The organism is Lysobacter sp. KACC 24251 (genome assembly GCF_057747755.1).
In genome coordinates, this window is sequence record NZ_CM173222.1 from 1,894,623 (window position 1) to 1,907,737 (window position 13,115).

Genomic DNA, 13,115 nt, shown 5'->3' on the forward strand with positions numbered 1-13,115 from the left:
TGCTTCGTCCACCACCGTCAGCCAAGCTCCCGCAGCATGCGCTCCGCGCGTTCGCGTACGGCGGCGTCGCTGTCGGCCAACACCTCGGCAAGGAGGTTGCGTGCGCTTTCCTGGTCACCCAGGTCGATGTAGGCACGGGCCAACTCGAGGCGCTCCGCCCCGCCAACGACTGCCGGGGCCGCGACGGCCACGCGATCTGCACGGGGGGCTGCGCCTGCAGCCTGCTTGTGCCATGCCGGCTCGCGCCGCGACGGGGCCGGAGCGGCGGGAGGGGGCGCTGGCTGTGCAGCAGGAGCCGTAGCGGGCTCCCGGAGCAGCGGTCCACCGGCACCGAACGCATCCGCGAGGGACGGCCCCTTGGGCGTGGATACGGTTTCGCGGAACGAAGTCGCCGTGGCATTCCCACGTCGCCGTTTGAACCACCAGCCGACCAGACCCGCCAGCAGCAGCGCCGCACCGCCCAGCAACCACGGGGTCGGCCCCATGCCCGCATCGGTGGCTGCCTGCTGCTTGGCTTCGGCCTTGTTGGAATCGGCCAGACGCTTCTGTGCCGCCGCCAGCTCGCTGTCTTTCATCGAGATCAGCTGCTGCTGTTGCGCCTGCAGCTTCTCGAGCTCGTCGATGCGCGCCTTCATCTCGGCCGCTTCGGCCTCGCGGGCTGCCAGCGTTTCCTTGGTCTGTTGCAGTTCCTGTCGCAGCATTTCACCCTCGCCACCGGCCTGGATACCGGACTGAGTACCCGCGCGCTGGGCGTTGCTGGCGCCGGGGGGAACGATTTCGAGACGGGCGTCGGCCGTGCGACGGCCCGCGGGTCGGGAGGCTTCGGCCACGGCGGGCGCAGCGGCTTCGCGGCCTTCCGCGGCTCCCGGCTGCTGCACGGCGCGGCGCGTTTCGGCCCGCCACGTCTGGGTCTGGGCCTGCACCAGGGCCGTCGCTTCCGCGGCATCGACAGCGGCAACATCACCGGTCGGGACGCGCAGTACAGCACCCTGCTTCAGCCGGTTGATGTTGTCGCTGATGAACGCCTCTGGATTGGCGCGGAGCAGCGCGATCATGGTCTGGTCCAGGCTCTGGCCAGAGCCTTCACCCACTTGTTCAGCGATGCGTGACAGCGAGTCGCCCGCCTTCACCGGTCCGTACTCGGAGCCCATGCGGGCCACGGCCGCCGGCGCGGGGGCCGGCGTCGCCACGGGCGCAGGCGCAGGTGCGGGCTCGGGCGACGCGGCAATGGCGGTGTCATCCGCCGACGGCTCGGCTTCCGCAGCGCTGGCCGCCGCCGTGGTGTCCGTTGCAGGCGCCTCCACCGGGGCTTCGCTGGCCACCACCGGCTCGCGCTCGATGGTGTTGGCCGGGCCGACCGTGGCTTCCTGGATGGCGGGCTGCACCGGCGCAGAGACAGTGCGGGGGGCGTCGACCAGCGCGGAATACTCGCGCACAAGGCGCCCCTGCCCCCAGTCGACTTCCACCAGGAAGGTCAACAACGGGTCGGTGACGGGAGCCTCACTGGTGACCCGGATGACCGGTCGGCCGGCCGCGTCTACGCCCGGCGTGAACTGCAGGCTGGAGACAAACTCGTCGGGCAGCTGAAGCCCGATGCGGGCAAACGTGTCCGGCGACGGCAGCCCGGCCTGGAGCTGCTCCAGCTCTGCCGGGTCGCTGGAAATGACGGGGATCTCGGCCACGAGCGGCTGGCCCAGCTTGGACTTGAGCTCGATCTGGCCCAACCCAAGCGCCGCCGCCGCGCCACTGGCCATGGCCAACGACAACGCCAGTGCAACCCGCAGTGACTTCTGCGCGAGTGGCTTCACATCCAATCCCCCGGTTCTCCTCGCGGCGACTCTAGCCGCCGCGGGAGGGTCACGCAATGTAAACCGTCGCGGATCAGCCTTCCTGCAACACCAGTTCGGCCAGCTGGACGGCATTCAGGGCGGCGCCCTTGCGGATGTTGTCGGACACGATCCACAGGTTGATGGCGTTCGGGTGCGAGAAGTCCTCGCGGATGCGACCCACGTACACCGGGTCGGTGCCAGACGCGTGGGTCACCGGGGTCGGGTAGCCGCCGGCCTTGGGCTCATCCACCACTTCCACGCCCGGGGCGGCTTCCAGCAGGGCCTTGACGTCGGCGACCGACAGCTTCTGACTGGTCTCCACGTTGACCGCTTCGGAGTGGCCGTAGAACACCGGTACCCGTACCGCGGTGGGATTCACCTGGATGCTGTCGTCCCCCAGGATCTTGCGGGTCTCCCAGACCAGCTTCATCTCTTCCTTGGTGTAGCCATTGTCGAGGAAGTCATCGATGTGCGGGATCAGGTTGAAGGCGATCTGCACCGGGAAGCGCTTGGGATCCGGGTCCTGGAAGTTGAGCAGAGCGCCGGTCTGGCGGCCGAGCTCTTCCAGCGCCGAGCGGCCCGCGCCGGACACCGACTGGTAGGTGGCCACGTTGATGCGGGTGATGCCGGCCTTGCGGTGGATCGGCGCCAGCGCCACCAGCATCTGCATGGTCGAGCAGTTCGGGTTGGCGATGATGCCGCGCGGGCGGTTCTTCACTTGCTCCGGATTGACCTCCGACACCACCAGCGGCACGTCATCGTCGTAGCGGAAGGCCGAGGAATTGTCGATCACCACCGCACCCGCGGCGGCGAACTTGGGCGCGTACTCCTTCGAGACGCTGCCACCAGCGGAGAACAGGGCAATGTCGACGCCGGTGGGGTCGAAGGTCGCGAGGTCCTGGACGGTGATTTCGCGCCCCCGGAACTCGACGATGCCGCCGGCCGAGCGCTCGCTGGCCAGCACGTGCAGCTTGTCGATGGGGAACTTGCGCTCGGCCAGGATGGCCAGCATGGTCTCGCCCACGGCACCGGTGGCGCCAACGACGGCTACGTTCGCGGTCTTGCTCATGGTGTTGCGTGTCCTTGTAAGTCGTATTCGGGCGGCGGCGGTCGGTCGTCGATTGTGCGCCATCGCCACCCTTGGAAAGGAGGGGGCCGGTGGAACGTCAGGCGGCGCAGTTGGAACGGTCGCGCTCCGGGCCCAAGGGCGGAGGCGCCTGGCAACTGGCCGCTACCGTTTGCCGGTGGCCGAACCGCCTTTTCCGGCCGGGGAAAGCCCCTGGGCGGAATTGCCACCCGGCACGCGCGGCGCCACCTCGCCCACGTCCCCGCACTGCGCCCGATGGCGCAGCGCCTGGTCCATCAGCACCAGCGCGACCATCGCCTCGCAGATCGGGGTGGCGCGGATGCCGACGCAGGGGTCGTGGCGGCCAGTGGTGACCACTTCGACCACGTTGCCGTGCACGTCGAGGCTGTCGACCGGCAAGCGCAGGCTGGAGGTGGGCTTGAACGCGACGGAGCAATGCAGCGGCTGGCCGGTGCTGATGCCACCGAGGATGCCGCCTGCATGGTTGCTGGCGAAGCCGGCCGCGCCTATATGGTCGCGGTGCTGGCTGCCCTTCTGCGCCACGGAGGCGAAGCCGTCGCCGATCTCGACGCCCTTGACCGCGTTGATGCTCATCAGCGCCGCGGCGAGCTCGCCGTCCAGCTTGCCGTAGATGGGTTCGCCCCAGCCGGGCGGCAGGCCTTCGGCGATGACGTCCACCCGCGCACCGACGGAATCGCCGGACTTGCGCAGCGCGTCCATGTACAGCTCCAACTCGGTCACCTGGCGTGGATCGGGCCAGAAGAACGGGTTGTCCTCCACCACCGACAGGTCGACGCCATGCGGGGTGATGTCGCCGATCTGCGACAGCCAGCCCTGGATGCGCACGCCATGGCGCTCGGCCAACCACTTCTTCGCGATGACGCCGGCGGCCACGCGCATGGTGGTCTCGCGCGCCGAGGAGCGCCCGCCGCCGCGCGGGTCGCGGACGCCGTACTTCTGCCAGTACGTGTAGTCGGCGTGGCCCGGGCGGAACTGCGCCGCTATGTTGGTGTAGTCCTTGCTGCGCTGGTCGGTGTTGCGGATCAGCAGCGCGATGGGGGTACCGGTGGTGAGGCCCTCGTACACGCCACTGAGGATTTCCACCTCGTCCGCCTCATGCCGCTGCGAGGTGTGGCGGGTGCGTCCGGTGGCGCGCCGCGCCAGGTCATGGCGGAAGTCTTCCGGCGCGACGGCTATGCCCGGAGGGCAGCCGTCGATCACGCAGCCGATCGCCGGCCCGTGGCTTTCGCCAAAGGTGGTCACGGACAGCAGCTTGCCGAAGGTGTTGCTCGACACGAGGGGGGCGGAGTCTCGAACGGGAGAAGCGACTTTAGCAACCCGGGGCGGTTGCCGCTGCAACGGGGCTCAGCGCGCGTCCGCCAGCGCCTTGATCCTGGCGTGGTGCTCAACCAGGTCCTGGCGCTCGACCACGAAGATGCCCATCTGCCCAACCTTGAACTCCACCCAGGCCATCGGCACTTCCGGCAGCAGCTCGACCAGCGCGCGCTCGGCCTCGCCCACCTCGCAGATCAGCAGGCCGTGCTCGCTAAGGTGCTCCGGGGCGTCGCGCATGATCTTCAGCGCCAGGTCCAGGCCGTCGTCGCCCGCGCGCAGGCCCAGCTCTGGCTCATGGGCGTACTCGGCCGGCAGGGCGTCGGTTTCGTCGTTGGTCACGTAGGGCGGGTTGGTCACGATCAGGTCGTAGACCTCGCCCTTCAGCCCGTTGAACAGGTCGGACTTGATGAAGGTGACGTTGTCGGCGTGCAGGCGCGCCTTGTTCTCCGCCGACAGCGCCAGTGCGTCGTCGCTGATGTCCACGCCGTGCACTTCCCAATCCGGGTGGTAATGACCCGTTGCGATCGCGATGCAGCCCGAGCCGGTGCACAGGTCGAGCGCCCGGTGCACCTCGCGCCCCCCCAGCCATGGCTCGAAGCCGGCCTCGATCAACTCGGCGATCGGGCTGCGCGGCACCAGCGCGCGCGGATCGGACTTGAAGCTCAGGCCGGCGAACCAGGCCTCGCCGGTGAGGTAGCACGCCGGGATGCGCTCGTTGACGCGGCGGTCGAACAGCGCCAGCACCTTTTGCTTTTCTTCCGTGGTCACCCGCGAGTTGCCGTAGACCGGGCTCAGGTCGTGCGGCATGTGCAGCGCGTGCAGCACCAGCTGGGTGGCCTCGTCGAGGGCGTTGTCGAAGCTGTGGCCAAAAGTCAGCCCGGCCGCGGCGAAGCGGCTGCCGCCGTGGCGGATCAGGTCGATGATGGTCAGCTGCTCGAAGGTGGGGGTCTCGGCGGGCACGGGCGAATCCGGGGTCAGGCGGGCAATCAGCGATTATAGCCGGGGGCCACCCCAGGCCCGGTATCATGCCCCCGCACTCGCCCCCGGAACCGCAATGCTCAACCGCACCACGCTCATCATCGTTGTCGTCGCCTTGGCGGCGGGCCTCGGCCTGCTGGCGTCCCGCCATGTGTTCAGCCCCGGCCCGAACAACCCGCTCCCGCAGACGCAGGCGGTGCGATTGTTCCAACCGGCGCGGGAGCTACCCGGCTTCTCGCTGCGCCAGTCCGACGGCACGCCGCTCGTTCCGGGCGAATTGAAGGGGCACTGGACGCTGGTGTTCCTCGGCTTCACCCACTGCCCCGACATCTGCCCCACCACGCTGTCGACGCTGGCGGGCGCGCAGAAGCAGTGGGAATCGATCCCCGAGACCCAGCGCCCGCGGGTCCTGTTCGTCTCGGTGGATCCGGAGCGCGACACGCCCGACCACATCGGTGAGTACGCCCACGCCTTCCACCGGGATACGCTGGCCGCTACGGCGGACATCCCGGCGCTGGAAGCGTTCACCCGGTCGCTGAGCCTGGTATTCGCCAAGGCTCCGGCGCCCGAGGGCGCACCCGCCGACCAGTATTCGATGGACCACAGCGCAACCCTCGCCGTACTGGACCCCCAAGGTCGCATGAGTGGCGTGGTGCAGCCGCCGTTTGACGCCAAGGCCATTGCCGCCGACTTGACCCAGCTGACCCGAGCCACCGCCCCATGAGCCTCGTCACCGCACTGACCTATGTCCTGCCGCATCGCGCCCTGTCGACGACGGCGCGCGCCTTGGCCTATTCGCGCACGCCTTGGGTGAAGCAGTGGCTGATCGACACGGTGACCCGCAAGTTCGGCGTCAACCTGTCCGAGGCGGCCGAGCCCGACCCGACGGCTTATCCGACGTTCAACGCGTTCTTCACCCGCGAGCTGAAGCCGGGGGCGCGCGTGGCGGATGGCGATCCCCGCTCGTTGTTGATGCCCGCCGACGGCCGCATCAGCCAGTGCGGCCCCATCCAGGATGGACGCATCTTCCAGGCCAAGGGGCAGTCGTTCACGGCGGCCGAGTTGCTGGGCGATGCCGATGCGGCCGCTCCGTTCAACCAAGGGCTGTTCGCGACCGTATACCTGTCACCCAAGGACTACCACCGCGTGCACATGCCTTGGACTGGTCGTCTGCGTGAAACCGTGCACGTGCCGGGACGCCTGTTCAGCGTGGGGCCGGCTGCGGTGCGCAATGTGCCGAGGCTCTTTGCCCGCAACGAGCGCCTGGTGTGCCACTTCGACACGGACTTCGGGCCGATGGCACTGGTGATGGTGGGCGCGTTGCTGGTGTCCGGGGTGGAGACGGTATGGAGCGGCGTGGAAATCCCGCGCTATGGCGACATGGTGACCACCAAGGATTACCGCGGAGCCGACATTACCCTGGACCGCTTCGCCGAAATGGCGCGCTTCAACTACGGCTCCACGGTGATCGTGTTGCTACCGCCGGGCGTGGCGGAGCTTGCGGCCGGGCTGGGCGCCGAGACGCCCGTCCGGCTGGGCGAGCGCCTCGCCGCTCTCAATGGCTGACGACAGTCAGCCCTTGCAGCCCACCAGACGCAGCCGCTGCCCCGGCCGGATCGCGTAGCGCGGCCCACTCACCCCGTTCGCGCTGGCAAGCTCCTCCACGTTGCACTGGAACTTGCGAGCGATCGAGAAGAGGGTCTCGCCGCCCTGGACGGTGTAGTCCTTGGGCGCCACGGCCGCGGCGGTAGCCGCACCGACGGGGCCAGGTGCTGCGGGTGACGGCACAGGCCTGGTCGTGTCATAAACCGGCGTCACCGGGCCAGTCCGCACGATGGCGCGCTTGGGATCGCTGAGCACCAGCATCCGCGCCAACTCCGCGCGACGCCCCTGCGTGCACCAGCGGTTGTACAGGCCGACCATGTCGGTCGTCGCATTCAGCGTGGTGCCGGCGGGCAACCAGCTGTCGGCGTCGTATCGCGGATTCAAATTGCGCAGCGCCCGCATGTAGCCTTCGCGCACACCACGATTGCCCATGCAGATGGTGAGCTGGTAGATGGACGCCGGCTTTTCCAGCCGCAGCGGTGCCGGCTTGGGGCGCACGCGCGGAAAACTCAAGCCATACTCGCGCGGGTGGAGGAACAGCCACGCCGCGGCGATCACCATCGGCACGTAATCCCGGGTTTCAGGCGGGAACTGGCTGTAGACCGATTCATCCCAGAACGTCCGACCGCCACTGCCGTTGAACACCCGCTGCGCACGCCCCTCGCCGCCGTTGTAGGCGGCCAATGACATCTCGATGCTGCCGTTGAGCTGTGCCAGTCGTTCGTTGATGTACGCGACATTTGCCTCAGCGGCCGAGCGTGGGTCGTAACGTGTGTCGAAGCCGGTGCCGTCGTCGCCGAGGCCAAAACGGCGGCCGGTGGCGTACATGAATTGCAGCGGCCCCGCGGCACCCGCGCGCGAGGTGGCATGCACGCGGCCATTGGACTCCTTGGCCATGATCCCGAACAGCAGTGCTTCCGGCAGTCCGGCGCGCTCATACTGCGGCCACATCAGGTGGCGCATGTACTGGTAGTTCTCGTAGGAGGTGAGCAGCGCGCCGCGCATGTCGGTCAACCAGCGGCGGATGGCCTCCTGCACGGCGGGGTTGTATTCGACCATCTGGTCGAACTTGTGCCGCGGACCCGTGAGCAGTGCCGCCGCCCGCGCCGCCTCGGGCACATCGCTGGCCAGGTAGGTGTGATCGCCGTGATCGTCCTCGGCCTGGACCACGTATTCGCCACCCGCCTCGTCGGCACCCAGCTTGAGCAGACGCTTGTATGTGGCGAGCATGGTGGAGACCGAGCAACCGCGCTGCTTCATGCAGGCGTCGATCACGTCCTCCATATCCTCGATGGCCTTGTCCGCCTGGACTTGCCCTTGGGCATCTGCATTGGCGATCAGCACCAACGCGCTGCGGTAGTCAGCCTCCGCTGTTTCCATCCGCTTGGTGAGAGCCTCCACGGCGACCTCAGCCTTGCTTGGCGCAGCCAGTGCGGGGAAGGAAATGGCCAATGCCAAGGTTGCAGCCAAAGAGGCGAGCGCCACCGGAATTCGAACGAAATCGGACATGGATCTCACACGCTGCGGGGGGTTGGCAGGGTAGCCCCGTTACCGAGTGAAGGGCAACCGCCAATACGCTGCTTCGCTGAACACACGCCGCGTCATAGAATCGGTCGACCCGCCCATCGGAAGAGCACATGGACCCCATTCTAGTCGGCAAGGCCGTGACCACCCCGGACAGTGGCAATGTCTACCTGTTGCCGAAGTTCGGCAACCGCCACGGGTTGGTCGCCGGCGCGACCGGCACGGGCAAGACGGTCACGCTGATGACCATCGCGGAAGGCTTCTCCCGGTTGGGCGTGCCGGTGTTCCTGGCCGACGTGAAAGGGGATGTCGCCGGCCTGGCCATGCCAGGCATGCTGAACGAAAAGCTGCAGGCACGCGTTCAGCAACTGGGCATCACCGACTATCGCAACGAAGGCAATCCGACGGTCTTCTGGGACCTGTTCGGCAAGCTGGGACACCCGGTGCGCACCACGGTCAGCGAAATGGGGCCTACGCTGCTCGCGCGCATCCTGGAACTCAACGACACGCAGGGTGGCGTGCTCGACATCGTGTTCAAGCTTGCCGACGACCGCGGCCTGCTGCTGCTCGACCTCGAGGACCTGCGCGCCCTGCTGGGCCTGGTGGCGGACGAGCGCAAGGACATCTCCACCTCCTACGGACTGGTCAGCACGCAATCGGTGGGTGCCATACAGCGCGCGCTGCTGCGACTGGAAAGCGAAGGCGGCGACCGCTTCTTCGGCGAGCCCGCGCTGGAGTTAAGCGACCTGATGCGCACGACGCAGGATGGCCGCGGCGTGATCAACATCCTCGCGTCCGACCAGCTCATCCTGAAGCCTCGGCTGTATTCCAGCTTCCTGCTGTGGCTGTTGTCCGAGTTGTTCGAGACGCTGCCGGAGGTGGGCGATCTGGACAAGCCCAAACTGGTGTTCGTGTTCGACGAGGCCCACCTGTTGTTCGACGATGCGCCGCCGGCGTTGCAGCAACGCGTCGAGCAGGTGGTACGCATCATCCGCTCCAAGGGCGTGGGGGTTTATTTCTGCTCGCAGTTTCCTGACGACGTGCCCGACGACATTCTTGGCCAGCTCGGCAACCGCGTGCAGCACGCGTTGCGCGCCTTCACTCCGCGCGACCAGAAGGCCGTGAAGACCGCCGCCGAGACCTTCGTCGCCAACCCGAACCTGGACGTGGCCGACGCCATCTCACAGCTCGGCACCGGCGAAGCACTGGTGTCCATGCTGCAGGACAAGGGCGTCCCGATGTCGGTGGAGCGCACGCTCATTGCGCCGCCGCGCTGCCGCATGGGCGCGATCACCGAGGCAGAGCGCGCGCAGGTGCGTGCGGGCAGTGCCGTGGGGACCCGGTACGATGCCACCGTGGACCGCGAATCCGCGGCAGAAATGCTGGCGCGGAAGGCGGAAAGCGCGAGCGAACAAGCCAATGCCCCGCCCGCCCGCACTCGCGAGCAGGACGACGCCGAAGAAGGCGGATTCGGCCAAGCGGTGAAAGACGTGGTCTTCGGCACCAAGCGTCGCCAGGGCATGGTCGAAACCATGGCCAAGCAGACGGCGCGTACCGTCGGCAACCAGATCGGCCGGCAGATCCTGCGGGGTCTGCTGGGCGGCATACTCGGCGGCAGTCGCCGCTGAACATTTCTCAACCTACATACGAACAAGGAGTCTTCGTACCCATGAACCGGATCGTCCCCTCATTGGCGCTTGGCCTGCTGGCCCTTTCCCTGGCCGCATGCAGGCAGGAAGCCGAGCCCGCACCGGCGGCACCCGCGGCCGTCGTCGAGCCGGCACCGGCCCCGGCACCGGAAATGACCGCGCAGGCGTCGGACAGCGACCTCGCCGCTAAGGCCGGCACCATCGACATGAAGGCATTCCCGGGCAAGTTCGCGGGCACCCTGCCCTGCGCCAGCTGCCCTGGGATCGACACGAAGCTGGAGCTGATGGCCGATGGCCCCTTCAAGCTGACCGAAACCTACAAGGGCGAAGCCGGCGCACCGAACGTCGTCGAAGGCACCTGGACCGTCGAGGACGGCGGCAAGCGAGTCCTGCTGGACCCCAACAGCAAGGCCGAACAGGACCGCAGCTACGAGATCGTGTCCAATGACGAGATCCGCATGCTGGGCCAGGACGGCAAGCCGGTTGAGAGCCAGCTCAACTACAGCCTGAAGCGCGAGCCCAAGTGAGTCCCGGCCGAGCGGCGGGCCCCGCCGCGCGGCCCTTCGAGTGTTTGCCCGTTTCGGGCCGGTTATCTGTGTAGTCCTTCCGAATGTCCCGTTGGCGCCCCCCTGCCCCTTCCTCGACCGCGGTGATCACCCGCGACGGCTTCGAACGCCTGCGCGAGGAGCTCAATGACCTGTGGAAAGTGCGCCGCCCGGAAGTGGTGAAAGCGCTGGCGGCCGCCGCGGCCGAAGGCGACCGTTCCGAGAATGCCGAGTACACCTACCGCAAGAAGCAGTTGGGCGAGATCGACCGCCGCGTGCGCTACTTGAGCAAGCGGCTGCCTGCGTTGCGGGTGGTGGAGTCCAGGCCCACCGATCTTGAGGCCGTCTTCTTCGGAGCACGCGTCGAGATCGAGCATTGCACCAGCGGCGAAAGCCAGCAGTACCGCATCGTCGGCCCGGATGAGACCGATGCCCGCCAAGGGTGGATCAGCATCGACTCGCCTTTGGCCCGCGCGATGCTCAAGAAGCGCCTGGATGACGAGTTCGAAGCGCTGTTGCCCGGCGGCATGCAGCGGTACGTGATCATCGCCGTGGAATACGCCGACTGACGGCTGTTGCTGCGGGCGGGCGGCGGCGTAGGATCTGACTCCCACCGGGCGGCAGCCCGCGGCCACTGGAGACCACCATGCGAATCCTCGCCAGCCTGATGCTTGCCTTCATTGCCCTCCCGGGGTCGGCGACTGCCGGTGAGCCGCAAGGCACGACCGTGCGGGACACGGGAACCCACGCCAAGGTACCGGCGCCACACCTGCTCGACCGGTTCAAGGCACTTTCCGGCACGTGGAGCGCCAGCGGCTTGGACGGCAACTCGATGCCCGACGCACAGGTCCGCTATGAAGTCACTGCCGGTGGCAGCGCTGTGGTCGAAACGCAATTCCCGGGAACACCGCACGAGATGCGCACGGTCTACGTCCGCGACGGCAGCGATGTTGTCCTCACCCACTATTGCGCCAGCGGCAACCACCCGCGCATGCGCGCCAAGGTCGCCGACGGCGACCAGGTAAGGTTCGAGTTCGATGGCGCCACCAATTTCGATCCCGCCCAAGCCGGCCACATGCACAACGCGTCCTTTACCTTCGTAGGCAAGGACGAGCTGCGTACGCATTGGGGTTTCTGGAGCAAGGGCCGGCCCGACGAAGGCGTGGCAAACCTGCACCTCAAGCGCATCGCCGATTGAATTCCTGCGGGCCGACGCGCGGCCCAGCCGTCAATCGTTGAAGGGCACTTCGCCGTACAAGTCGTGCTCGTCGTTGCCCATGATCTCGACATCGACGAACTCACCGACCTTCAGCCCAGCCTCGAAGCCGTTCTGGATCTGCACCAGGCCGTCGATTTCCGGCGCGTCGGCCATCGAGCGGGCGATGGCCAGATCGCCGTCGATGGCATCCACCAGGCAGCGCTGGATCGTGCCCACCTTGGCGGCAAGCTTGGCCTCGGAGATCTCGGACTGACGCTCCATGAAGCGTGCCAAGCGCTCCTGCTTGACCTCTTCCGGAACTGCGTCGGGCAGCGCGTTGGCCGCGGCTCCCTCCACCGGCGAATAGGCGAATGCGCCCACGCGATCGAGTTGAGCCTCGTCGAGGAAGTCCAACAGCTCCTCGAACTCGGCCTCGGTCTCGCCGGGGAAGCCGACGATGAAGGTCGAGCGAAGGGTGATGTCCGGGGCGATGGACCGCCAGCGCTGGATCCGCTCCAGCGTCTTGTCCACCGCGCCAGGGCGCTTCATGAGCTTGAGGATGCGCGGGCTGGCGTGCTGGAACGGGATATCCAGGTACGGCAGCACCTTGCCTTCCGCCATCAACGGGATCACGTCGTCCACGTGCGGGTACGGGTACACGTAATGCAGGCGCGACCACACGCCCAACTCGCCCAGGCCTTCGCACAGCGCCTTCATCCGCGTCTGGTAGGCCTTGCCGCGCCACTCGCGCTCGGCGTACTTCACGTCCACGCCATAGGCCGAGGTGTCCTGCGACACCACCAGCAATTCCTTCACGCCACCCCGCACCAGCCGCTCCGCCTCACGCAGCACGTCGTCCACCGGGCGTGACACGAGGTCGCCCCGCATCGACGGGATGATGCAGAAGCTGCAGCGGTGGTTGCAGCCTTCGGAAATCTTCAGGTAGGCGTAGTGCTTGGGCGTCAGCTTCAGCCCGTAGTCCGGCACCAGGTCGATGAACGGATCGTGCTTGGGCGGCAGCACCTCGTGCACCGCGCTCATCACGCTGGAGTAGTCCTGCGGACCGGAGATGGACAGCACGCCGGGGTGCGCCGCGCGAATCTCCTCGGGACGCTTGCCCAGGCAGCCGGTGACGATGACCTTGCCGTTCTCGGCGATGGCCTCGCCGATGGCGTCCAGCGACTCGGCGACCGCTGAATCAATGAAGCCACAGGTATTGACCACCACCACGTCCGCGTCGTCGTAGGTCGGGACGATGTCGTACCCCTCCACCTTGAGCTGGGTGAGGATGCGCTCGGAATCGACCAGTGCCTTCGGGCAGCCGAGGCTGACGAAGCCGACCTTGGGGTTTTGCAGGGACATGAA

12 protein-coding genes are annotated in these 13,115 nt (G+C 67.4%); 6 read left to right on the forward strand and 6 right to left on the reverse strand.

The features are described from left to right. Positions 1-17: 17 nt before the first annotated feature. The 4 genes from AC3ARF_RS08845 to prmB form a co-directional block, all read right to left on the reverse strand. On the reverse strand, positions 18-1,808 hold the full coding sequence (locus tag AC3ARF_RS08845; protein ID WP_498931822.1) for a motility hub landmark protein FimV: 1,791 nt from the start codon (positions 1,806-1,808) through the stop codon (positions 18-20). Between the two features lie 73 nt (positions 1,809-1,881). Then, entirely contained in the window at positions 1,882-2,898 is a 1,017-nt protein-coding gene (locus AC3ARF_RS08850; RefSeq protein WP_498927112.1) for an aspartate-semialdehyde dehydrogenase, read from the reverse strand. A gap of 162 nt (positions 2,899-3,060) precedes the next feature. Continuing rightward, positions 3,061-4,212: a chorismate synthase gene (gene aroC, locus AC3ARF_RS08855; RefSeq protein WP_498927114.1), complete on the reverse strand. Its 1,152-nt coding sequence runs from the start codon at positions 4,210-4,212 to the stop codon at positions 3,061-3,063. Between the two features lie 69 nt (positions 4,213-4,281). Beyond that, positions 4,282-5,211 (reverse strand): 50S ribosomal protein L3 N(5)-glutamine methyltransferase, encoded by a 930-nt coding sequence (gene prmB, locus AC3ARF_RS08860; RefSeq protein WP_498927116.1) that lies wholly within the window; start codon positions 5,209-5,211, stop codon positions 4,282-4,284. Between the two features lie 94 nt (positions 5,212-5,305). On the opposite strand from prmB, the gene AC3ARF_RS08865 reads away from it, so the two are divergent. Continuing rightward, entirely contained in the window at positions 5,306-5,953 is a 648-nt protein-coding gene (locus AC3ARF_RS08865; RefSeq protein ID WP_498927118.1) for an SCO family protein, read from the forward strand. After that, a complete protein-coding gene (gene asd, locus AC3ARF_RS08870; protein WP_498927120.1) occupies positions 5,950-6,795 on the forward strand; it encodes an archaetidylserine decarboxylase in 846 nt (281 codons plus the stop codon). Before AC3ARF_RS08865 ends, asd begins: the two co-directional genes overlap by 4 nt. A gap of 6 nt (positions 6,796-6,801) precedes the next feature. Here asd and AC3ARF_RS08875 read toward each other — a convergent pair whose 3' ends face one another. Then, on the reverse strand, positions 6,802-8,343 hold the full coding sequence (locus tag AC3ARF_RS08875) for a transglycosylase SLT domain-containing protein (protein ID WP_498927122.1): 1,542 nt from the start codon (positions 8,341-8,343) through the stop codon (positions 6,802-6,804). Between the two features lie 128 nt (positions 8,344-8,471). Between AC3ARF_RS08875 and AC3ARF_RS08880 the strand changes: the two genes are divergently transcribed. The 4 genes from AC3ARF_RS08880 (at position 8,472) to AC3ARF_RS08895 (ending at position 11,750) form a co-directional block, all read left to right on the forward strand. After that, positions 8,472-9,986, forward strand: a complete 1,515-nt coding sequence (locus AC3ARF_RS08880; protein WP_498927124.1) for a helicase HerA-like domain-containing protein — start codon at positions 8,472-8,474, stop codon at positions 9,984-9,986. A gap of 41 nt (positions 9,987-10,027) precedes the next feature. Beyond that, the gene (locus AC3ARF_RS08885; protein WP_498927126.1) at positions 10,028-10,534 is read left to right on the forward strand and encodes a copper resistance protein NlpE; all 507 of its coding nucleotides are present in this window, start codon (positions 10,028-10,030) and stop codon (positions 10,532-10,534) included. Between the two features lie 83 nt (positions 10,535-10,617). Continuing rightward, positions 10,618-11,121 carry a transcription elongation factor GreB gene (greB, locus tag AC3ARF_RS08890; RefSeq protein ID WP_036134944.1) on the forward strand — a complete coding sequence of 168 codons (504 nt, stop codon included), beginning with the start codon at positions 10,618-10,620 and terminating at the stop codon, positions 11,119-11,121. Positions 11,122-11,198: 77 nt separating this feature from the next. Continuing rightward, positions 11,199-11,750 (forward strand): hypothetical protein, encoded by a 552-nt coding sequence (locus tag AC3ARF_RS08895; protein ID WP_498927128.1) that lies wholly within the window; start codon positions 11,199-11,201, stop codon positions 11,748-11,750. A gap of 30 nt (positions 11,751-11,780) precedes the next feature. On the opposite strand, the gene rimO is transcribed toward AC3ARF_RS08895, so the two are convergent. Beyond that, entirely contained in the window at positions 11,781-13,112 is a 1,332-nt protein-coding gene (gene rimO, locus AC3ARF_RS08900) for a 30S ribosomal protein S12 methylthiotransferase RimO (protein ID WP_498927130.1), read from the reverse strand. Positions 13,113-13,115 lie beyond the last annotated feature (3 nt).